Raw genomic sequence first — 22328 nt, forward strand, 5'->3', positions numbered from 1 at the left:
GGTACATCGCGGACTTCGCCCGGGCCTCGGAAAACGGTCATGATCAGGCAGCAATTGGACAGATCGGGGTCCCGTGATCTACCTTCCAAGCTGATGGTGCGGGTTCGATTCCCGTCGCCCGCTCAACGCACGTTTCATCCTCGTCGGTTGCCTACCGCCGCGAGGCCACGGGGTGTAGCGCAGCTTGGTAGCGCATCCGCTTTGGGAGCGGAGGGTCGCAGGTTCAAATCCTGTCACCCCGACCATTGTTCGACGATCGCCGCTCCGCGGCCGGGGGCGGGACCGGTGCCCGGCGGGCGTTCACAGGCTCACTTCCGGCCACACCCAATCCGCCACGGCGGGGATGTCGGTGCCGTGTTCGCGGGTCCAGGCACGCGCCGCCCAGCGGGCGTCGGCCATCTCCTGACGCAGTCCCGCCGCTTTCTCCCGTAGCGACGGTACCCGGTCGATGACATCCATGACCAGGTGGAAGCGGTCCAGATCGTTGAGCATCACCATGTCGAAGGGCGTCGTGGTGGTGCCCTCCTCCTTGTAGCCGCGCACGTGCAGGTTGGCGTGATTGGTGCGGCGGTAGGCGAGGCGGTGGATCAGCCACGGGTAGCCGTGGAAGGCGAAGATCACCGGGCGGTCGGTGGTGAACAGGGTGTCGAACTCGCGGTCGGGCAGGCCGTGCGGATGCTCCTCGGCCGGTGTCAGACGCATCAGGTCGACGACGTTGATCACGCGAACTCGCAAGTCCGGCAGGCGGTGCCGCAGTATCGCGGCGGCGGCCAGGGTTTCCAGAGTCGGCACGTCGCCCGCGCAGGCCAAGACCACGTCGGGGGTGTGGCCGGCGATGTCGTTGTTGCCCGCCCACTCCCAGATGCCGAGTCCGCGCGCGCAGTGCGCGGCCGCCTCCCGCACCGGCAGCCAGGCTTCCTGCGGCTGCTTGCCCGCCACCACCACGTTGACGAAGTGGCGTGAGCGCAGGCAGTGGTCGTAGGTGGAGAGCAGGGTGTTGGCGTCCGGCGGCAGATAGACCCGCACGATCTCGGGCTTCTTGTTCAGCACCACGTCCAGGAAGCCCGGATCCTGATGGGTGAAGCCGTTGTGGTCCTGGCGCCACACGTGCGAGGAGAGCAGGTAGTTCAGGCTCGGCAGAGGGCGCCGCCACGGCACCGCGGCGCTGGCGTCCAGCCACTTGGCGTGCTGGTTGAACATGGCGTCGACGATGTGGATGAACGCCTCGTAGCAGGTGAAGATCCCGTGTCTGCCGGTGAGCAGATAGCCCTCCAGCAGGCCCTGGCACAGATGCTCGGAGAGCACCTCGATCACCCGGCCGGTGCGGTCGAGCCCGACGTCGTTCGCGCCGACCTCGCCCAGCCACTTGCGGCCGGTGACCTCGAGGATGTCCTGCAACCGATTGCTGGCCAACTCGTCGGGAGCGAAGGTCAGGAAGTTGTCCGGGTTGTGCCGGGTGACCTCACGCAGCCAGCCGCCGAGCACCCGGGTCGCCTCGACCTTCCCCGCACCCGGCGTCTGCACCTCGACGCCGAAGTCCCGCCAGTCCGGCAGGCGCAGATCCCGTACCAGGGCGCCGCCGTTGGCGACCGGGTTGGCGCTCATCCTGCGGTTGCCCTCGGGCACCTGCGCGAGCAGGTCCGGCATCGGCCTGCCCTCGGTGTCGAACAGCTTCTCGGGTCGGTAGGAGCGCAGCCACTGCTCGAGCACCGCGCGATGGGCGTCGTCGTCGCGGGCGGTGGGCAGCGGCACCTGGTGGGCTCGGAAGGTGCCCTCGACAGGCTCGCCGTCGACGACCGGGGGACAGGTCCAGCCCTTGGGTGTGCGCAGGATGATCATGGGCCAGGCCGGGCGGGAGTAGTCGCCGCCGGAACGCGCGGCCCGCTGGACATCGCGGATCAGTCCCACGCAGGTGTCCATGGCGGCGGCCATGTCCTGATGCACCGCGGCGGGGTCGTCGCCGGAGACGAGGAAGGGCTGGTAGCCGTAGCCCTCGAACAGGCTGATCAGCTCGTGCTCCGGGATGCGGGCCAGCAGTGTCGGGTTGGCGATCTTGTACTCGTTGAGCGCCAGGATCGGCAGCACCGCGCCGTCGCGACCGGGATCGAGGAACTTGTTCGCGTGCCAGCTCGCGGCCAGCGGACCGGTCTCGGCCTCGCCGTCGCCGACCACACAGAACACCGTCAGATCTGGATTGTCCAGGGCGGCGCCGAAGGCGTGCAGCAGCGAATAGCCCAGTTCGCCGCCCTCGTGGAAGGAACCCGGCGTCTCCGGCGCGCAGTGACTCGGCACCCCGCCGGGGAAGGAGAACTGCGCGAACAACGCCGCCATACCGGCGGCGTCGCGTGGAATGTCGCTGTAGAACTCCGAGTAGGCGCCCTCCAGCCAGGCGCAGGCGTTGGGGCCGGGCCCGCCGTGACCGGGCCCGGCGACGAACACCGCGTCGAGGTCGTGCTCGCGGATCACCCGATTGCCATGCGCCCAGACCAGATTCAGCCCGGGGACGGTGCCGAAGTGGCCCAGCAGGCGCGGCTTGATGTGCTCGGGCCGCAACGGTTCGGTCAGCAACGGGTTGCCGCGCAGATAGATCTGCCCGACCGCCAGGTAGTTGGCCGCCCGCCACCACGCGTCGAGCGCGGCGAGTTCGTCGCGGCTCAGCGGGCCGGGCGCCTCGCCGAGGTCATAGGGTCGCGGTGCGATCGTGTCGCCGGTCCGCCTGCCCGCCGCCGCGGCGGGGATGTCCGCGGCGGTGTCGCCACCGGCAGAGCTGGTCGTGGTCGTGATAGTGCCTGGCCGCTGCGTCATGTGGATTTCTCCTCGCGAACGCTTCTGGCGGCGATCCCGGCCGGGGCGCCGCGGTCGTGGTCGCCGGTCGCCCGGCTCGGCAGAACACCGCCGTGGTTCGGACGGCGCACGCATCGGCCAGCCTACGCACCGCCACGGTATCCGGCAGGGCGACGACCACCGGCGGGCGTGCCGGGCGGGCAGTCGGATTCGGCACGCGGGCGCTGGTGGTCTAGGGTCCGCCGCATGCAGAATCTCGCCAGGATCATCGGGATCGGCACTGTCGCCGCCGCCGTGTTCGCGCTGACCGCCTGCGGTTCCGACGACTCCGACACCGCCACCAGCGCGACCTCCGCCACCGCCGCCACCGCGGCGACCTCCGCGACCTCGCGTTCCGCCGCGGCTCCCGCGGCACCGCAGTCGCACGGCCGCGAGTGCACCGCCGCGGACATCGAGGTCACCGGCGGCTTCGGCGAGAACCCCACGATCACCCTGCCCGACGACTGCGATGCGCCCACCCGGCTGATCGTCGAGGACCTGGTCCCGGGCAGCGGCCCCGGCGCCGCGCCGGGCCAGGACTTGACCATGAACTACTCGCTGGTCGCCTGGTCGGACGGCGAGAAGCTGGACAGCTCCTTCGACCGCGGCGAGCCGTTCGGGCTCACGCTGGGCGCGGGTCAGGTCATTCCCGGCTGGGAGCAGGGCCTCGAGGGTGTCCAGGAAGGCGCGCGCCGGCTGCTGATCATCCCGCCGGACCTCGGCTACGGCGCCGGGGGCAACGGCATCAAGCCGAACGAGACGCTGGTCTTCGTCACCGACGCGGTGGGCGTCGGCAAGTAACGGCCACGCCGGCCGTCGGCCGCCCCTGCAGGCGATTGCAGTCCTCACGCACCGGTCAACTACCCTGGTCGGGATGCGTCACGCGCGCCCCGGCCTGGAGTCGCGCCCCGAGTCCGAAACGAACAACGAACCAAGGAGCATGTCCGTGAAGAGCACCGTCGAGCAGCTGAGCCCGACCCGGGTCCGGATCAATGTCGAGGTGCCCTTCGAGGAACTGAAGCCGGACTTCGATCGCGCCTACAAGGCCCTGGCCAAGCAGGTGCGCATCCCGGGCTTCCGGCCCGGCAAGGCCCCGGCCAAGCTCCTCGAGGCCCGTCTCGGCCGCGGTGCGATCCTCGAGCAGGTCGTCAACGACGTGCTGCCCGGGCGCTACAGCGAGGCCGTCACCACCGCCGAGGTCAAGGTGATCGGCCAGCCCGAGATCGAGATCACCAAGATCGAGGACGGTCAGGAGCTGGCCTTCAGCGCCGAGGTCGACGTGCGCCCGGAGATCGCGCTGCCGGACTTCTCCGAGCTCGAGGTCACCGTCGATTCCTTCACCATCGGGGACGAGGACATCGAGGAGCAGCTGAACTCGCTGCGTCAGCGCTTCGGCACCCTGACCGGCGTGGAGCGCCCGGTCCAGGACGGCGACTTCGTCTCCATCGACCTCTCGGCGACCGTGGACGGGGTGGAGGTGCCCGAGGCGGCCACCACCGGCCTGTCCCACGAGGTCGGTTCCGGCCAGCTGATCGAGGGCCTGGACGAGGCGCTGGCCGGGCTGTCGGCCGGCGAGTCCAAGGAGTTCACCTCCACCCTGGTCGCCGGTGAGCACGCGGGCAAGGAAGCGGTCATCACCGTCACCGTGCAGTCGGTCAAGGAGCGCGAGCTGCCCGAGGCCGACGACGAATTCGCCCAGCTGGCTTCGGAATTCGACACCATCGACGAGCTGAAGACCGACCTGCGCGCTCGCGTGGAGCGGGTGAAGAAGGTCGAGCAGGCGGGCGCGATCCGCGACAAGGTGCTCGAGGCGCTGCTGGAGAAGACCGAGGTCCCGCTGCCGGAGAAGGTCGTCCAGGCCGAGATCGACGCGGTGCTGCACGACGCGGTGCACGGCTTCGACCACGACGAGGCCAAGCTGGCCGAGGCGCTCGAGGCCCAGGGGTCCAGCCGCGAGGAGTTCGACGCCGACACCAAGGAAGCGGCCGAGAAGTCGGTCAAGACCCAGCTGCTGCTCGACGCCATCGCCGAGGCGGAGAAGACCCAGGTCGGCCAGGAAGAGCTGACCGAGCGGATTCTGTTCCAGGCGCAGCGTTACGGCATGGCCCCCGAACAGTTCATCCAGCAGGTGCAGCAGGCCGGTCAGCTCGGCGCGGTGTTCGCCGATGTGCGCCGGGGCAAGGCGCTGGCCGGTGTGGTCGGCCAGGCCAAGGTCACCGACTCCGAGGGCAATGTGGTCGACACCGCCGAGATGTTCGGCGAGCCGGCGACCGAGGCTGAGGCCGAGCAGGGCGCCGCCGATCAGGACAAGGTCGTCGCCGCCGATTCGGAGTGAATCCGTCGCCACGAGCCCGGTTCGCGACGAGCCGGCTCGCGGTGACCTAGTGTTGCGCGCGAACGCGCACCTCGTTCCGCTGTGAGCGAAGAGGGGCGGTACCGGGAGTTCGGTGCCGCCCCGCTTCGTTAATGTGTGTGACGACGAACCAGTGTTGATGGCTGTAGGCGAGGGTGGCTGTGGAGCTCGGGCTCCGCGGTCGCCGAGGCACAGCACTCGGCAACGAGCCGGTGAGAAGAGAAGGCAGGTATCCGTGACAAAGAACCAGGCAGGGGTCATGACATCCGCGACTGCTGGTCTCAACCTCAGTGATTCGGTGTACGAGCGCCTGCTCCGCGAGCGCATCATCTTCCTCGGCACCCAGGTCGACGACGACATCGCCAACAAGCTGTGCGCGCAGATCCTGCTGCTCTCGGCCGAGGATCCCACCCGCGACATCTCCCTCTACATCAACTCGCCCGGCGGCTCGGTGACCGCGGGTATGGCGATCTACGACACCATGCAGTTCGCCGAATGCGACATCCGCACCGTCGGAATGGGTCTGGCGGCCTCGATGGGGCAGTTCCTGCTCACCGCGGGCACCAGGGGCAAGCGCTACGCCCTGCCGCACGCGCGGATCATGATGCACCAGCCGTCGGCGGGCATCGGTGGCACCGCCGCCGACATCGCCATCCAGGCAAAGCTTTTCGCGGAGAACAAGCAGGAGCTCAACAAGCTGCAGTCCCTGCACACCGGGCAGACGGTCGAGCAGATCGAGATCGATGCCGATCGTGACCGCTGGTTCACCGCGGAGCAGGCGCTGGAGTACGGCTTCATCGATCACGTGGTCAGCCACGCGAACCAGGCCAGCGGCGTAGGCAGCTGAGCCGACGCCGGCGCGCGCCGGCGCCCGTTTCAGCCGTCGATTGAACACACAGACTTTGGAGACGAAATGGCTCTGATCGACCCCCTCGCCGGGCTGTCCGGCATCGCGCCGACCTCGCCCACGGCGCGTTACGTCCTGCCCGAGTACATCGAGCAGACCGCCACCGGCACCCGCCAGTGGAACCCCTACGCCAAGCTGTTCGACGAGCGCATCATCTTCCTCGGCACCCAGGTCGACGACATGTCGGCCAACGACGTGATGGCGCAGCTGCTGGTGCTGGAGTCGCAGGATCCCGATCGCGACATCACCATGTACATCAACTCGCCCGGCGGCTCGTTCACCTCGCTGATGGCGATCTACGACACCATGCAGTACGTGCGCGCCGACATCGCGACCGTCTGCCTCGGCCAGGCGGCCTCGGCCGCGGCCGTTCTGCTGGCCGCGGGCACCCCGGGCAAGCGTGCCTGCCTGCCGAACGCCAGTGTGCTCATCCATCAGCCGTCCGCGGGCGGTATCCGCGGTCAGGTCTCCGACCTGGAGATCGCCGCGGCGGAGATCGAGCGCATGCGCACCGCGATGGAGCAGACCCTGTCGCGGCACACCGGCAAGTCCGCCGAGGACATCCGCAAGGACACCGATCGCGACCGTTACCTGACCGCCGAGCAGGCAAAGGAATACGGCATCGTCGATCACGTCTTCGGTTACCGGAAGCTCAGCGCGCAGTCCTGAGGCCCGGTATCCGCGTCGTCTCTCGTCCCGGCCGGTCGACACGCCCGATGGCGCGTCGACCGGCCGGTAGCGAAAACGGCCTGCGAACGGTGGAATTTCGCCGCTACCGTGATAACTCGCACAACCCCGGCGAGAAACATGCTCGAGTTGTCGACCTCCGTCGCGTTCACCGGGTACGGTCGACCTAGGACCTTTGCTCTGGGACGACGGAATATTCGCCCCGCCGGAATTGCTCGCAGTGTTCGTGATACACCGGGCCGGGCGGCCGGCCGGGGCGGCCCGGACGGATGGTTGCACGCGGACAAGGAAGTAGGGACCCACGAGATGGCGCGCATCGGAGACGGCGGCGATCTGCTGAAGTGCTCGTTCTGCGGAAAGAGTCAGAAGCAGGTCAAGAAGCTCATCGCGGGGCCAGGCGTGTACATCTGCGACGAGTGCATCGATCTGTGCAACGAGATCATCGAGGAAGAACTCGCCGAATCCAGCGAGGTCAAACTCGACGAATTGCCCAAGCCCGCCGAGATCAGAGAGTTCCTGGAGAACTATGTGATCGGCCAGGACGCGGCCAAGCGCACGCTCGCCGTCGCGGTCTACAACCACTACAAGCGCATCCAGGCCGGCGACAAGGGTCGCGACAGCCGGGGTGAAGCGGTCGAGCTGACCAAGTCCAACATCCTCATGCTGGGCCCTACCGGCTGCGGCAAGACCTACCTGGCGCAGACCCTGGCGAAGATGCTGAACGTGCCGTTCGCCATCGCCGACGCCACCGCGCTGACCGAGGCGGGCTATGTCGGCGAGGACGTGGAGAACATCCTGCTGAAGCTGATCCAGGCCGCCGACTACGACGTCAAGCGCGCCGAGACCGGCATCATCTACATCGACGAGGTCGACAAGATCGCCCGCAAGAGCGAGAACCCCTCGATCACCCGTGACGTCTCCGGCGAGGGCGTGCAGCAGGCGCTGCTGAAGATCCTGGAGGGCACCCAGGCCAGCGTGCCGCCGCAGGGCGGCCGCAAGCATCCGCACCAGGAGTTCATCCAGATCGACACCACGAACGTGCTGTTCATCGTGGCGGGCGCGTTCGCGGGCCTGGAGAAGATCATCTCCGACCGCACCGGCCATCGTGGTATCGGCTTCGGCGCCGAAGTGCGCTCCAAGGCCGAGATCGACACCACCGACCACTTCGCCGAGGTCATGCCGGAGGACCTCATCAAGTTCGGTCTGATCCCCGAGTTCATCGGCCGCCTGCCGGTCGTCGCCTCGGTGACCAACCTGGACAAGGAATCCCTGGTCAAGATCCTCTCCGAGCCGAAGAACGCGCTGGTCAAGCAGTACATCCGGCTGTTCGACATGGACGGCGTGGAGCTGGAGTTCTCGCAGGACGCGCTGGAGGCGATCGCCGATCAGGCCATCCTGCGCGGCACCGGCGCCCGCGGCCTGCGCGCCATCATGGAAGAGGTCCTGCTGCCGGTGATGTACGACATTCCCAGCCGCGACGACGTCGCCAAGGTGGTCGTCACCGCCGACACGGTCAACGACAACGTGCTGCCGACCATCGTGCCGCGCAAGCAGCAGCGCACCGAGCGTCGCGACAAGTCCGCCTGAGTCTCGGCGGGACGAGACGAACCGACGCCGTACCGGAAAGCCTCCGGTACGGCGTCGGTGTTTTCGTAGCGTTGAGATTTTTGTCGATGGCGGCGGCACGCCTGTCGCGCGCGAAGGCCGCTGACAGGCATGTTCGCCGCCGCGAATGCTTGTCGGTGAATCCTCCTGCTGCCGTGAGCGTGGATCCCGATCGCTGTCACACTGGGCAGTACGGCGCTCGGTCCGGGCTGGGGAACATCGTCGGTCCCTGATACGGCCTCGGTGGTTCTGCGTTGAACCCGACCTGACGGGGTACTGCTGTCTGATGTGTCGGTGCTCACACGCGTGGCGTTACGCGCCGGCCGCGTCGGTACCCGCTCGCCTCTTGCGCGGGTAATGACGCGCCGACCTGGGAAACTCCGCTGCCGAGCCGACCGGTGTGTCTGCGTCGGTCTGTCGGTGGCGTGCTGTTTACTCGGTGCGGTCAAACCAGAGGTTCGAGTGACGAGTGAAAGCGGAGGAGAAATGGCACTGCCCACGATGACCGCCGAACAACGCACCGAAGCGTTGGCCAAAGCGGCCGCGGTTCGTAAGGCGCGCTCGGAACTGATCGGCAAGGTCAAGGCCGGCAAGGTCTCCGTCGCGGACCTGCTCGCGAAAGCGGATTCCGACGACCTGGTGAAGAAGACGAAGGTGGCGGCCGTGATCAAGGCGCTGCCCGGTGTCGGGCCGGTCAAGGCCGCCAAGCTGCTGGACCAGGCGGAGATCCCCGAGGATCGGCGCATCGGCGGTCTCGGCGCCCGTCAGCGCGCGGCGCTGCTCGAGGCGCTGAACGTCTGATTCGGTCACACCTTCGCGACCCTCTCGGGTGGGGCCGCGACGGGTTCGCCCGGCCCGGCGGGGAATGCGGGCCGGGCGAGCTACCCGGAAGAGTTCAGGCCGACCTGGTGTCGGCGGCGGCGCCGCGCACCCGATGTGCGGCGCTGTAGATGTTCATGGTCTCCCCGCGCAGGAAGGCCACCAGGGTGAGACCGGTGTCCACGGCCAGGTCGACCGCCAGCGAGCTGGGCGCCGACACCGCGCCCAGCAGCGGAATGCCCGCCATCACCGCCTTCTGCACCAGCTCGAAGGACGCCCGGCCGCTGACGATCAGCACCAGATCCGCGGCGGGCACCCGGTTCTCCCGCACGGCCCAGCCCACGACTTTGTCGACCGCGTTGTGCCTGCCGATGTCCTCCCGCACGGCCAGCGGCGTGCCGTCGGCGGTGAACAGACCCGCCGCGTGCAGCCCGCCTGTCGCGTCGAACACCGACTGCTTCTGCCGCAGGGTGAGCGGCATCTGCGCGAGCGCTCCGGGGGTGACGGACGGGCCCGGATCCGGCTGCGGGAAGCGGCTGTGGGAGCGGACCTCGTCGAGCGCGGTCTTGCCGCACAGCCCGCAGGCGCCGGTGGTCAGCAGATGCCGGGTGCGCACCGGAACAGGCACCCGCAGCGCGACATCGAGCACGTTGTAGGTGTTGCGGCCCTGCTCGTCGGTGCCCGCGCAGTAGCGGGCGCTGATCACATCCTCGGCCGAGCCGATCATGTTCTCACTGAGCAGCAGACCGTGCACCAGGTCGATGTCGTTGCCCGGGGTGCGCATCGTGACCGTCAGCGACTGCCCGTCCACCCGGATCTCCAGTGGCTCCTCCACCGCCAGCGTGTCCTGACGGCGGATCTCGCCGGTGGGGGACAGGCGCACCATCCGCCGCCGGGCGGTGACCCGTCCGCTCACGCGCCCTCTCCGTCGTGCGCATGGGCTTCCAGCCGGATCACCACGGCCTTGGAGGCGGGGGTGTTGGAACGCTCGGCGACATGGTCGAGCGGCACCAGCGGATTGGTCTCGGGATAGTAGGCCGCGGCATTGCCGCGCGGGGTCGGGAACGCGACGACACGGAAGCCGCGCACCCGCCGCTCGATCCCGTCGGTCCACTCGGTGACCAGGTCGACCAGGTCGCCGTCGGCGAAACCGAGGTCGGTGATGTCGTCGGGGTGCACCAGCACCACCTTGCGCCCGCCGCGCACACCGCGGTAACGATCGTCGAGGCCGTAGATGGTGGTGTTGTACTGGTCGTGGCTGCGCAGCGTCTGCAGCACCAGTCTGCCCTCGGGCACCGGAATCCAGGCGATCGCGTTGACCGCGAAGTTGGCTTTGCCGGTGCTGGTGAAGAACTCGCGGCTGTCGCGCGGGGGATGGGGCAACACGAATCCGTTGCGCTGCCTGACCCGGGTGTTGAAGTCGTCGCAGCCGGGGACGACCCGGGAGATGGCGTCGCGGATGGCGTCGTAGTCTTCGCGGAACCGCGCCCACGGCACCGGGTGATCGGAGCCGAGCAACGCGGTCGCCAGCTCGCACACGATGGCGACCTCACTGCGCAGCTGGTCGCTGACCGGCTTCAGCCGCCCGGTCGACAGGTGCACCATCGACATCGAGTCCTCCACCGACACCGAGCGGCGGACCCCGTTGTGCACGTCCTCGTCGGTGCGGCCGAGAGTAGGCAGGATCAGCGCGGTGCGCCCGTGCACGACGTGGCTGCGGTTGAGCTTGGTGGAGATCTGCACGGTGAGTGAGCACGTGCGCAGCGCGGCCTCGGTGATCTCGGTGTCGGGGGTGGCGGAGACGAAATTGCCGCCCATCCCGACGAACACCTTCGCCTTGCCGTCGCGCATCGCCCTGATCGCCTCGACGGTGTCGTAGCCGTGCTCGCGGGGGCTGGTGATGCCGAATTCGCGGTCGAGGGCGTCGAGAAACGCGGCGGGCGCCTTCTCCCAGATACCCATCGTGCGGTCGCCCTGCACATTGGAGTGCCCGCGCACCGGGCACAGGCCCGCGCCCGGCTTGCCGATCATGCCGCGCATGAGCAGCACATTGGTGGCTTCCTCGATGGTGGCGACCGCGTGCTTGTGCTGGGTCAGGCCCATTGCCCAGCACACGATGATGCGCCGGGAGCGCGCGATCAGGTCGGCGGCGTGGCGCAGCTGCTCGAGGGTGAGGCCGGTCGCGACCTGCACCACGTCCAGGTCGACCGCGCGGGCGTGGGCCTCGTACTCGTCGAAGCCCGCGCAACTGGCCTCGACGAACGCGCGATCGACGACGGTGCCCGGCGCGCGGTCCTCGGCCTCGAACAGCAGTCTGCCCAGGCCTTGGAACAGCGCCAGGTCGCCGCCGAGGCGGATCTGCAGGAAGTCGTCGGCCAGGTCGACACCGGTGGTCAGGCCGCGGACGGTCTGCGGGTCGCGGAAACCGAGCAGACCGGTCTCCGGCAGCGGGTTGACCGCGACGATCCGCGCGCCGCCCGCCTTTGCCTCGGCCAGCGCGCTGAGCATTCGTGGATGATTGGTGCCCGGATTCTGGCCCGCGACGATGATGAGATCGGCCGCGCCGAAATCGTCGATGGTGACCGAACCCTTGCCGATCCCGATGGAGGAGATCAGCGCGGTGCCGGAGGACTCGTGGCACATATTGCTGCAGTCGGGCAGATTGTTCGTTCCGAAGCTGCGCACGAGCAGCTGGTAGAGGAACGCGGTCTCGTTGGCGGTGCGACCGGAGGTGTAGAAGAGGGCCTCATCCGGGGAATCGAGGGCGCGCAGTTCGTCGGCGACGAGGCGGTAGGCATCCTCCCAGCGGATCGGGTGGTAGTGGGTGTTGCCGGGCCGCAGGACCATGGGGTGGGTCAGCCTGCCCTGCTGACCGAGCCAGTACCCGGATTTCCGCGCCAGCTCGGCGACCGGGTGCGCGGCGAAGAACTCCGGGGTCACGGTGCGCAGGGTGGCCTCCTCGGCCACGGCCTTCGCGCCGTTCTCACAGAACTCGGCGGGTCTGCGGTGGCCTGTGGGCTCCGGCCAGGCGCAGCCGGGACAGTCGAAACCGTGCACCTGGTTCACCCGGGCCAAGGTCCGGGCGGTGCGCACCACGCCCATCTCCTCGACCGAGCGTCTCAGCGCCACCGCGACCGCGGTGAGGCCCGCTGCCCGGGTCTTCGGCGACGAGACTGTCAGATCGGACTCGTCGACGTCCTCGGTCGGTCCCTGGCGATGCATGGCCCTCATTGTCCTCTCCGCCTCGGCGGGGCGTTCGGCGACGCCCGTTCGATGCATCGTAGGACCGGGTTCCGCGCCCTGTGGTGAGCTCGACTCAGTAGCGCCGTGGATAGGCCGCCAGCGGCCGGGTGGGCGGCCGGTGGGTGAGGATCTTCTGGCCGAGCCGCATCCGCCAGCCCGGTGCCAGTTCCACCGCTGTATCGCCGACCCGCGTCCACTGCTCGGTGCCGGGGGCGGCGATGTAGGTGCCGCCGGAGGTCCCCGCGTCGCGGACGTAGACCACGCCGTTGTCGAGGGTGACGTATGCGTGCACCCGGGAGACGTGCCGGTCGCGCGGCAGGGTCAGCGGCGCGGCCGTCCCGGAGCGCACGGCCTCGTCGCCGGACGGGTTGCGCCCTATCACATACGCGCGGTCCAGCGGATAGATGACGTCTTCGAAGACCAGCGCGCCCGGCGGCTCCGGCGGGGTCTGTGGCCGCAGCGGGACGACCCGGCCCCACTGGTTCGGGCCCGAAGGATGCGAGCCGGTGAAGTTCGATCCGGGGACGCTCGCCGGAGCCTGATGCATGCCGGGGCGGGAGGCGAAGAAGTCCGGTCGCGCGGGCTCTTCGGCCTCCGACCAGCCCAGGGGGGAGGGCGTGGCCGGGCGGCGGCCGGTGTCGCGGCCACGGCTGTGATCGGCGGCGAGTGCGTCGAAACCCGCGGGAGCGGTGGCCGGGAGATCCGCGGTGCGCGGGCCGGGGGGTTCGGCGGGCGCAGGCTCGGAGGGCCCCGCAGTGGCCGGACGCTCGTCGGAATCCGCTGCCGGGGAGTTGCCGGTGCTACCGGATCGGCCGGACCCGAGGTCCTTCGCCGAGGAGTCCGAGCCGCTCGCCAGGGACCAGCGGGCGTCGGCGGCGGTGGGCCCGGTGCCACCGGACGCCGCGAGCGAACCCGGGCGGATCTCCGAGCCCGGCGCGGATGCCCGCGAGCCCGATCCGGTCGGCTGTGCGCTACCGACCGTGGGCGCCGCGATCGGCCGGGATCCGGTGTTCGAGGCGGGAGTCGACCGGCCCGGAACCACGGGGCGGGCGCCGAGGCCCGCGGTGTCGGCGTTCGAGGCCGCGTCGGTGTCGGCTCCGCGCTGCTTCGCGTCGGTCCGCGCCTCCGTCGCCGTCTGCTCGTCGGCGGGCGTGTCGGCACTGCCGCCGGAATCGGGTGTGGTCAGCCAGGTCGAGGGGTCCGAAGCCGGTGCGGGGCGCATCGGCGTGGCGGCCGAGGTGCCCGGTGTTGCGGAACTCCGCGCGCCGGTCGCCGACCCGAAGGCGCGCAGGGACCGCGGTGTGGCGGAGTCGGTCGCGGCCGCGGCGGGCGACTCGGCTTCCGCGCCCGTCTTTCCCGTGACCGCTCCGTCGGTGGCCGTCGCTGCCGAAGACCTCGTCGCGATGGCCTTCGCGTGGGCGGCCTTCGCTTCGCCGGGAGTTGATTCCGCGGAATCAGGCTTCGCCGTCGAGGGGGCCGCAATCGAGGGCTCCGCAATCGAGGGGGCCTCGGGCGCCGTGTCCGGGTCCTCGGACGCCGGCGACATCGATGCCACGGATTTCCCTGCGGACGGCGAGGATCCCGAGGACGGGATGTCGGCCGCCGCGGTGCCCGTAGGTCCGACGGCCGACCGGGACGCCGCCGATGACGGGTCTTCCGGTGCCGTGGCTGTCGGCCCGGGCGTTGCCGAACTCGGGGTTGCCGAACTCGGGGTTGCCGAACTCGGCGTAGCCGGTCCGGGTGCCGACGTAGTCGCCGAGTCGGTAACCGCGGGCGCCGGAGCCGGGCGGCCGGAAGCTGTCGTCACGTCCGGTTTCTGATGCTCGGACGAGGAAGCTCGGTCCGCGAGGCCCGCGGACCCTCGAGCGCTCGCTGCTCCGGAACTCTCCACTCGAGGCCGCGGCCTTCCGGGCTCTGGTGTCGCGGACTTCTTCGCCGCGAACGCAGATTCCGGGACAGCGGCCGCACGGTCATCGGCCGCCGACCCGTTCGACGCGGCGGCACGGGGTGCGGTCGCCGATCCCGCGGCAGGTCGTGTCGCGGAAGCCGCGGGGCTCGAAGCCGTCGCGACGGGAACAGCGGAGGCCGGGCTGCCGCCGCCTGCGCGGGAGGGAGAAGGGGAGGAGATGGCGGCGGCAGCGCCTGCCGATTCGGCGCGATCGCCGGGCGTTTCCGCCCGGCGGACGCCGACGCGGAGTTCGAACCCGGAGCCGGTGACGATGCCCGCGCGCAGGTCGGTGGCCGGGTGCACGGGCAGCGGTTCGCCGTTGTCGTCGCCGACGCGGATGCGGCGCACCGGTTCGCGGACGATCTCGTCCACCCAGGTGAACGCGCGAGCGCCGGACAGCGAGCGCGGCCCTTCGGCGCCGAGGATCTGGGCGAAGACCTTGCCGCGAAGGAGGATGACGGTGCCGTCCTCGGTGGGTGCGACCACACCGAAGGCCGGTGGTTCCGTGCCGCCACCGAAGACCACCCCCGCCAGTCGCCGGGCGATCGCGGCGCCGGGGTACTCGCCGTCGGCCTCGGCTTCGACCGCATCCAGAACCAGTTCCGCGGAATCGGTTTCGGCGAGATACACCACCGCCGTCCCGAAGCGTGCGACCAGTCCCGCACCAGCTGCGATGCCCACCGTCGACGGGGTCTTGCCCACCCGGCAACCTCCTTTTCCGCGCCTCAACGCGGTCCAGGATAGTGAATTTCGCGGCACCGGGCCGCCAGGCGGACAAGATCGGTCATAACGGTCTCCGATTGCCGCATTACGAACCGTTTGCCCTGGAAATCGCGGACGGCGCAGGACATTTCATGCGAGGCGGCGATAGCATCCGCCTACCGCAGCCGACAGCGGATATGTTTTCGGTCACCGGCGGCCACGGCCGAAGGAAATCGCCACGAGAATATTCGTCGGCTATCCGGTTGGGTGCGGAGCGGCCACCGACGACACTGGACCGGTGGCATGTGTGAGAGAGGCAGTCGAAGCCGATATTCCCGATCTCCGGGAAATCGAGCGTGACGCCGGAGAACCGTTCGCCCGGCTGGGAATGACCGAGATCGCCGAAGACGAACCACCCAGCCCGGAGACATTGCAGTCCTATGTCCGGGCGGGCCGGGCCTGGGTGATCGACGATATCGATCGGCCCGTCGCCTATCTCGTGGCCGACATCGTCGACGGCAACGCCCACATCGACCAGGTGTCGGTGCGTCCCGAGCAGCGGGGCCGCAGGCTCGGCAAGCAGTTGATCGACCATCTCGTCGGCTGGGCTCGCGAGCGCGGACTGCCCGCCGTCACGCTCACCACCTTCACCGAAGTCCCCTGGAACGGGCCGTATTACGCCAGGCTCGGCTTCCGCACGGTTCCGCCGCAGGAGCAGACTCCCGGCTTGCGGGCGGTGTGCGCCGCCGAAGCGGCGCACGGTCTGCAGCGCTGGCCGCGCACCTGCATGCGCGCCGAAGTGGCGTCCTGGATCACCGGGTGAAGCCCTGAAGCGGAGAGACCGTGGCCGCGCGTCGGAGTCCGGCGCGCGACGGATCAGCCTTCCGCGGCGAGTGCGGATTCGGCGGCCGCGAGGGCGGCGGCCCGATCCTCGGCGACCAATCCGATCCTGCTGCGGCGATCGAGCAGGTCGTCGGTGGTGAGGGCGAGTTCGTGGGTGCGCGCGAAGGCGAATTCCGCGGCGAGTACGTCGGCGCCCGGGGCGACCGGTGAGCCGAGGGCGGGGTCGCTCTCGGCCAGGGCGAGCACGGTGGCGGCCTCGCGGCCGTAGCGCTCGATGAGGATCGGCGGGGCGGTGATGCGGTCGCGGGCCGCTCCGGTGACGGCTCCGACCAGCGGCAATGTCCGGGTCCGGCAGGGGGCGGCGGGCAGTGAGGTCGCGGCGACGGCGGCGTCGACGACGTCCTCGGCCATGCGGCGATAGGTGGTGAGCTTGCCGCCGACCACCGTGAACACCCCGCTCGGCGAGCGCAGAACGGCGTGCTCGCGGGAGATGTCGGCGGTGCTGCCGTCCTCGGTGCGCAGCAGCGGCCGCAGTCCCGCGAACGTGCCTCGGATGTCGGCGCGGGACAGCGGTGCGCGCAGCGCCGGGTTGACGGTGTCGAGCAGGAAGTCGATCTCGGCGTCGGTGGGTTCGGGTTCGTCGGGCACCGGGCCCGGTGCGTCTTCATCGGTGAGGCCGAGGTAGACGCGGCCGTGTGCGGCGGGCAACGCGAAGACGAATCGTCCGACGCTGCCGGGCACGGGCACCGTCAGCGCGGCACTCAGCCCGCCGAAAGCCGCGGCGTCGAAGACCAGGTGGGTGCCGCGGCTGGGACGCAGCTCGATGCTCGGGTCGAGCTGATCGGCCCACACTCCGGTGGCGTTGATCACGGTCTTCGCGCGCACGGTGAGCGATTCACCGGTGAGCGTGTCGGTGAGGACGGCGCCGTCGCCGGAGATCGACTCGGCCGCCACCCGTGTGAGTACCCGTGCTCCGTGGGCAGCGGCGGTCCGCGCCAGCGCGACCACCAGCCGCGCGTCGTCGACCAGCTGACCGTCCCAGGCCTGCAGACCGCCGCGCAGCCCCGCCCGTCGCACGGTCGGCGCCAGTCGCAGGGCCTCGGCGGCGGCCACCCGGCGCGACCGCGGCAAGGTCGCCGCCGAGGTGCCCGCGCTACAGCGCAAGGCGTCGCCCGCCAGGAACCCGGCGCGGATCAGCGCTTCCTGGGGCCGGCCCAGCCCGGGCAGCAACGGCACCAGCTGCGGCAGCGGCCGCACCAGGTGCGGCGCCACCGTTTCGATCAGAAATCCGCGCTCCACCGCACTTTCGCGGGCGATCCCGACCCTGCCGCTCGCCAGGTACCGCAGACCGCCGTGCACCAGCTTGGAACTCCATCGGCTGGTGCCGAACGCCAGATCACGCCGTTCCACCAGTGCCGTCCGCAAGCCGCGCGACGCCGCGTCCAGGGCCGCCCCCGCGCCGGTCACCCCGCCGCCGACCACCAGCACATCGACCGCGCCGAGATCGCCGAGCTCGCGCAGTTCCCGTGTCCGCCGCTCGGCATTGAGCGCCGAATCACCCTCGGCCGGCATCGTGTTCGTCATCGCACTGCCTTCCTGAACGGCGCTCGCCGCCGTTCGATCGTTGCCACTCACCGGTGGAAGCCGCCGCCGGGCGACATCCCGATCGCATCGCCGGCCGGGCCGGTGGACGCGCTGATCCGGCCCGGATGCGGCGTGCCTGTGCCGGGTCGTGCTGTCGGTCTCCGACCGCGGACGCGTTCTGCGAAGGCGCATCCCCGGCGACCACGCGCGGGAGGCGATATCGCAGGCGTGCCGCCCGGGCGCGTATCACGCGTCGCCGGGGCGGGGACGGAGGTAACTGTCCAGAGCCAGGCCCAGCTCGGCGTCGAGCTCGGCGGGCGGGAGCAGACTCGCGACCATCCCGGCCGACTGCACCGCCGACTGGGCGATGAGCAGCAGCATCGCCGCCAGTTGCGTCGGCTCACCCGCGCGAATGGAGCCGTCGCGCTGTCCCTCGCGGATGCCCGCGGCGAACAGTTCGACCAGCGCGCGCTGATTGCGGCCCAGTCTGCCGAAGACGTAAGTGAGCATGAGATCGGTGTCGGTGCGGAAGATCTTGGCGAACAAGGGGTTCGACCGGACTGTCGCCGCGCCGGACACCACCGAGCCGACCAGCCTGGCCCTGGCGTCGCCGCCGTCCGGGGTGGTCGAGATCAGGATCTCGCGCAGTTCGCGTACGAGCAGTTCGGCCACCAGCGAGCCGGTGTCGGGCCAGCGCCGGTAGACCGTCGGTCTGCTCACGCCCGCGCGGCGTGCCACCTCCGTCAGGGTGGTGCGCCGGACTCCGAACTCGGACACACAGTCTCGCGCCGCTTCGAAGATCGCCAGGTCGATCGCGGACAGACCGGACAGGTCGGATACATCGGCATCGGGCACAGGCACTCACCACCGGGGTCGCTCGGTCATCTGCTCGCGTAGTCGTCACTCGATCGATTACCGCGTCGATCGCTACGGGTACCACACGGGTGATTACTACTTGACATTCTATGTAAGACTGTAACGCATGGCCGAGACCGACGACACAGTGGAAGACCCGATGCGGGTCACGAATCCCGGCGCGCCCGCGCGGGCGGCGAGTATGGTGTGGGACGCCTGGGGCGATCCGGCGGAGCACAAGCCGCTGTCGGATCAGATCCGCGGCCTGCTGCGGCAGGTGTTCGGGGTCTCCGGCGACGCGGTGGCGCGACGCGATGAGGGCGAGGTGCCACTGCGTCCGTCGGCGCTGACCGCCGAGGAGCGCAGCGGTTTGGCCGCGGTGGTGGGGGCCGACCGCGTCAGCGTCGACCATCGCGACCGGCTCCGGCACGCGGGTGGCAAGAGCGCGCTCGATCTGCTGCGCCGCCGCGCCGAAGGTCCGCAGGACGCGCCCGACGCCGTCGTCTTCCCCGCCGATCACGACGAGGTTCTCGCGGTGCTGTCGCACTGTGCCGAGCACGGCATCGCGGTGGTGCCCTTCGGCGGCGGCACGAGCGTGGTCGGCGGTCTGGACCCGGTACGCGGCCGCTTCCGGGCGGTCGTGGCGCTGGACCTGCGCCGCCTCGACGGACTGCTCGACCTCGACGCCGTCAGCGGCACCGCGACCCTCGGTGCGGGCGTCACCGGTCCGCGCGCCGAGGAATTGCTCGCCGCGCACGGCCTCTCGCTCGGACACTTCCCGCAGAGCTTCGAATACGCCAGCATCGGCGGATTCGCCGCCACCCGGTCCTCGGGCCAGGCATCGGCCGGCTACGGACGTTTCGACGACATGGTGCAGCGGCTGCGGATCGCCACGCCGAGCGGCGAACTGGACCTCGGCCGCGCCCCCGCCTCGGCCGCCGGACCCGATCTGCGTGAGATCTTCCTCGGTTCGGAAGGGGTGCTCGGTGTCATCACCGAGGTCACCGTGCGGGTGCATCCGGTCCCGGAAACCGTTGTGCACCAGGCGTGGTCGTTCCCGGATTTCGCCACCGGCGCGCTCGCCCTGCGCACCGTGGTGCAGTCCGGTGTGGCGCCGACCGTCCTGCGGCTGTCCGACGAAGCCGAGACCGGTCTTAACCTGGCCCGCTCCGGCGACATCGGCGGCGAACCGGTGCACGGCTGCCTGGCAATCACCCTGTTCGAGGGGAAAGCCGCGGCGGTGGCCACCCGCAGCGCCCTGGCCCAGGAGATACTGCGCGCGGCGGGCGGCCGCGAGCTCGGTCCCGAACCGGCGCGGCAGTGGGAGCACGGCCGCTTCGCCGCCCCGTATCTGCGGGACGCGCTGCTCGATGTCGGAGTGCTGTGCGAAACGCTGGAAACCGCGACCACCTGGTCGAACATCGCCGAGCTGAAATCCGCGGTGACCGGCGCGCTCACCGAATCCCTGGGTGGCCAGGGCACCCCGGCGGTAGTGATGTGCCATATCTCGCACACCTACCCCACGGGCGCGTCGCTGTACTTCACCGTCGTCGCCAAGGCGCTCGAGACGCCGATCGACCAGTGGATGCGGGCCAAGAGTGCCGCGAGCGAAGCCATCGTCCGGGCGGGCGGCACCATCACCCACCACCACGCCGTCGGCGCCGATCACCGGGCCTGGCTGCCCGAGGAGATCGGCGAGCTCGGCGTCCGGGTCCTCGCCGCGATCAAGCGCGAAGTCGACCCCGTGGGCATCCTCAATCCCGGCAAGCTGATCTGATGAGCGCTCCCGACTTCTCGGCTCCGCGATCGGTGCTGGTCGTGGCCAATCGGCAAGCCGGTCACGGCCGGGGAGACGACACCGCTGATGCCGTGCTCGCCGGGCTGGCCGCGGGTGGCGTCGAGGTTGCCGAGGTCCACGCGCGGTCGGTCGCGGACGTGGTGCGACAGGTGCGCGCGGCGCTGAGCGAACCTACGACCCGCCCGGACGCGGTGGTCGGCGTCGGCGGCGACGGCCTGGCCTGCGCCTTGCTCGAAGCGCTCGCGCAATCCGGCGTCCCGCTCGGCCTGGTGCCCAGCGGTACCGGCAACGATCTGGCCCGCGAACTCGGCGTCCCGGTCGGCGACACCGCGGCCGCGGTCGGTGTGGTGCTGCGCGGACGCACCCGGGTCATGGACCTCGGGCAGATCGCCCCGGCAGGCGCGTCCGGCACGCCGATGTGGTTCGCCACCGTGGCGGGAACCGGGTTCGACGCGCGAGTTACTTTGCGCGCCAACGAGATGCGATGGCCCAAGGGCCCGCTGCGCTATACCCTCGCCGCCCTGGCCGAGATCACCAAGGGCATCGGGCTGCCCTACCGGATCGAATTGTCCGGCGTCGCCGTGGGCGTGCTCGACAACCCGCCCGGCGACACCGTGATCGAGACCGAGGCGGTCATGGTCGCGGTCGGCAACACCCGCACCTACGGCGGCGGCATGCTGATCTGCGCCGACGCCGAGATGGACGACGGGTATCTCGATGTCACCGTCGTCGGCGCGGTGTCGCGGTTGTCGATGCTGCGGCTGTTGCCCGCGCTCTCGGCGGGCAAGCGGATCGAGCATCCCGCTGTCACCCAGTATCGCGTGCGGGCGGTCACCCTGGCCTCGCCCGGCGCGCCCGCCACCGCCGACGGCGAACCCGCGGGAACGCTTCCGGTGACGCTGCGCGCGGTGCCGCGGGCGCTGACCGTGCTGGTGCCCTGATCCGGCGACCGGTCCGGCTCGGGGACCGGTCCGGCTCGGGTGAGCGGGCCGGCTCGGGTGAGCGGGCCGGCTCACATGAGCGGTCCGGTCCGGTCCGGTCCGGTTCAGGTGACCGGTCCGGTTCAGGTGCGGCCCGGCCTGGGGGGACTGGTCCTCTCGGTGATCGGTCCGGTCCACATGACCGGTGCGGCTCAGGTGTCGAAGGTGATCGCCGTGAGCCGGTTGATCACCGTGCGATCGGCGATGATCACCGAGGCCGCCCGCGCGGGCGCGGAGTCGGCGACCGCCCCGACCAGTTCGGCCCACCGTCTGCAGTGCAGATCGAAGAACAGGCCGCTGCTGCGACGGCCGCGCCGCGCCTGACCCGCCCTGGCCACCGTCGGCGCCACGTCGATCATGATGATGTGCAGGCTGCGGGTGTGCGCGCTCGCCCACCGCGAGATCAGCCGCCTGCTCCAGCGGAAGGTTCCGCAGTCGTGGATGATCACCGGCCCGGTCGCGGTGCGCAGCGCACGGCGGATGGTCGCGAAGTGCGCGACCTGGACCACTGGTCGCCACAGCGGGTACGGCAGCCGGTGCAATCGCCTGGTCCAGCGATTGCGCGCGTGCTGGGAGTCGACGACGATCCGACCGTCCGGGCCGGTCGGCGGGTGCAGCTCGGTCGCGCCCGAGCCGAAGAACCGCAGCAGCGCCGTGCTCTTGCCCGCGCCCGGTACCCCGGCGAACACCAGGGCGGCCGTCCGGGGATACCGCAAGCGGGCGATCGCGTCGGGGACCTCCTCGCCGAGCGGGTCGCCCCCGTCTGGTTCGCCGAGACGCCGTCCACGACTCCCGGGATCACCATCGCGCGCGTGCTCGTCGTGGGCCGCCGTGCCGCGCAGGTCGTGGACGGCGGAGGGAGCCAGCGCCGCCGGTGCGAGCGTGGCTCGCGGGGCGGGGGCGTGCAGGGGGGTCGTGCCGAGCGGGGGGTTCACCTCTTCCAGATTCCTCAGTCCCGGCCGTTTCGGCAACAGGGAAAACCCTGATTCGCCAGTGTGATTCGGCTATGACCCGTGCCTTGTCAACGGCTTTCGCCTCGATCGGAGCGGATCGACAAGGGCGACACGGGCTCTCGTGCCTCCGGCGCCGTGTGCCGTGCGTGCGGGCGAGTGCCGCCGGTCGGCGGAGGGCAGGGGCGAGCCGTGCGTTGCGCGCTCCGGTTCGCGCCGAGCGGGCGAGGA

Annotated in this window: 16 protein-coding genes and 1 tRNA gene; 10 read left to right on the forward strand and 7 right to left on the reverse strand. The window is 70.3% G+C overall.

What is annotated here, in order from left to right:
* The first annotated feature begins 168 nt into the window (after window positions 1-168).
* Window positions 169-245, forward strand: a tRNA-Pro gene (locus IU449_RS20620).
* A 55-nt stretch (window positions 246-300) separates the two neighbouring features.
* Here IU449_RS20620 and IU449_RS20625 read toward each other — a convergent pair.
* On the reverse strand, window positions 301-2805 hold the full coding sequence (locus tag IU449_RS20625; RefSeq protein ID WP_195003786.1) for a phosphoketolase: 2505 nt from the start codon (window positions 2803-2805) through the stop codon (window positions 301-303).
* Window positions 2806-3030: 225 nt separating this feature from the next.
* On the opposite strand from IU449_RS20625, the gene IU449_RS20630 reads away from it, so the two are divergent.
* The 6 genes from IU449_RS20630 (at window position 3031) to mihF (ending at window position 9176) form a co-directional block, all read left to right on the forward strand.
* Window positions 3031-3624 carry an FKBP-type peptidyl-prolyl cis-trans isomerase gene (locus tag IU449_RS20630; RefSeq protein WP_195003787.1) on the forward strand — a complete coding sequence of 198 codons (594 nt, stop codon included), beginning with the start codon at window positions 3031-3033 and terminating at the stop codon, window positions 3622-3624.
* A gap of 145 nt (window positions 3625-3769) precedes the next feature.
* Complete coding sequence (gene tig, locus IU449_RS20635; protein ID WP_416382201.1) at window positions 3770-5158, forward strand: trigger factor; 1389 nt, start codon at window positions 3770-3772, stop codon at window positions 5156-5158.
* Between the two features lie 277 nt (window positions 5159-5435).
* A complete protein-coding gene (locus tag IU449_RS20640; RefSeq protein ID WP_195003789.1) occupies window positions 5436-6023 on the forward strand; it encodes an ATP-dependent Clp protease proteolytic subunit in 588 nt (195 codons plus the stop codon).
* A 66-nt stretch (window positions 6024-6089) separates the two neighbouring features.
* On the forward strand, window positions 6090-6752 hold the full coding sequence (locus tag IU449_RS20645) for an ATP-dependent Clp protease proteolytic subunit (protein WP_195003790.1): 663 nt from the start codon (window positions 6090-6092) through the stop codon (window positions 6750-6752).
* 324 nt (window positions 6753-7076) lie between these two features.
* Window positions 7077-8357: an ATP-dependent Clp protease ATP-binding subunit ClpX gene (clpX, locus tag IU449_RS20650; RefSeq protein ID WP_195003791.1), complete on the forward strand. Its 1281-nt coding sequence runs from the start codon at window positions 7077-7079 to the stop codon at window positions 8355-8357.
* 504 nt (window positions 8358-8861) lie between these two features.
* Complete coding sequence (mihF, locus tag IU449_RS20655) at window positions 8862-9176, forward strand: integration host factor, actinobacterial type (protein WP_040794996.1); 315 nt, start codon at window positions 8862-8864, stop codon at window positions 9174-9176.
* A 94-nt stretch (window positions 9177-9270) separates the two neighbouring features.
* Here the strand turns inward: mihF and fdhD are convergent, their stop codons facing one another.
* From fdhD to IU449_RS29700, 3 genes are all read right to left on the reverse strand, one after another.
* Complete coding sequence (gene fdhD, locus IU449_RS20660) at window positions 9271-10110, reverse strand: formate dehydrogenase accessory sulfurtransferase FdhD (RefSeq protein ID WP_195003792.1); 840 nt, start codon at window positions 10108-10110, stop codon at window positions 9271-9273.
* Window positions 10107-12425 carry an FdhF/YdeP family oxidoreductase gene (locus tag IU449_RS20665; protein ID WP_416382202.1) on the reverse strand — a complete coding sequence of 773 codons (2319 nt, stop codon included), beginning with the start codon at window positions 12423-12425 and terminating at the stop codon, window positions 10107-10109. Before IU449_RS20665 ends, fdhD begins: the two co-directional genes overlap by 4 nt.
* Window positions 12426-12510: 85 nt before the next feature.
* Complete coding sequence (locus IU449_RS29700; RefSeq protein WP_195003794.1) at window positions 12511-15087, reverse strand: FHA domain-containing protein; 2577 nt, start codon at window positions 15085-15087, stop codon at window positions 12511-12513.
* Window positions 15088-15394: 307 nt separating this feature from the next.
* Between IU449_RS29700 and IU449_RS20675 the strand changes: the two genes are divergently transcribed.
* Window positions 15395-15910, forward strand: a complete 516-nt coding sequence (locus tag IU449_RS20675; protein ID WP_324188353.1) for a GNAT family N-acetyltransferase — start codon at window positions 15395-15397, stop codon at window positions 15908-15910.
* A 53-nt stretch (window positions 15911-15963) separates the two neighbouring features.
* Here IU449_RS20675 and IU449_RS20680 read toward each other — a convergent pair whose 3' ends face one another.
* Entirely contained in the window at window positions 15964-17514 is a 1551-nt protein-coding gene (locus tag IU449_RS20680; RefSeq protein WP_195003795.1) for a glycerol-3-phosphate dehydrogenase/oxidase, read from the reverse strand.
* A 246-nt stretch (window positions 17515-17760) separates the two neighbouring features.
* A complete protein-coding gene (locus tag IU449_RS20685) occupies window positions 17761-18369 on the reverse strand; it encodes a TetR/AcrR family transcriptional regulator (protein ID WP_195003796.1) in 609 nt (202 codons plus the stop codon).
* A 202-nt stretch (window positions 18370-18571) separates the two neighbouring features.
* On the opposite strand from IU449_RS20685, the gene IU449_RS20690 reads away from it, so the two are divergent.
* Together IU449_RS20690 and IU449_RS20695 are read left to right on the forward strand one after the other, a co-directional pair.
* The gene (locus tag IU449_RS20690) at window positions 18572-20146 is read left to right on the forward strand and encodes an FAD-binding oxidoreductase (RefSeq protein ID WP_195004091.1); all 1575 of its coding nucleotides are present in this window, start codon (window positions 18572-18574) and stop codon (window positions 20144-20146) included.
* Window positions 20146-21108, forward strand: a complete 963-nt coding sequence (locus IU449_RS20695; protein WP_195003797.1) for a diacylglycerol kinase family protein — start codon at window positions 20146-20148, stop codon at window positions 21106-21108. The genes IU449_RS20690 and IU449_RS20695 overlap by 1 nt, the downstream gene beginning before the upstream one ends.
* Before the next feature lie 191 nt (window positions 21109-21299).
* Here IU449_RS20695 and IU449_RS20700 read toward each other — a convergent pair whose 3' ends face one another.
* Window positions 21300-22082, reverse strand: coding sequence for an AAA family ATPase (locus IU449_RS20700; RefSeq protein ID WP_324188354.1), 783 nt, complete (start codon window positions 22080-22082; stop codon window positions 21300-21302).
* Window positions 22083-22328: the final 246 nt, after the last annotated feature.

This window comes from Nocardia higoensis (genome assembly GCF_015477835.1).
GTDB classification, from domain to species: domain Bacteria; phylum Actinomycetota; class Actinomycetes; order Mycobacteriales; family Mycobacteriaceae; genus Nocardia; species Nocardia higoensis_A.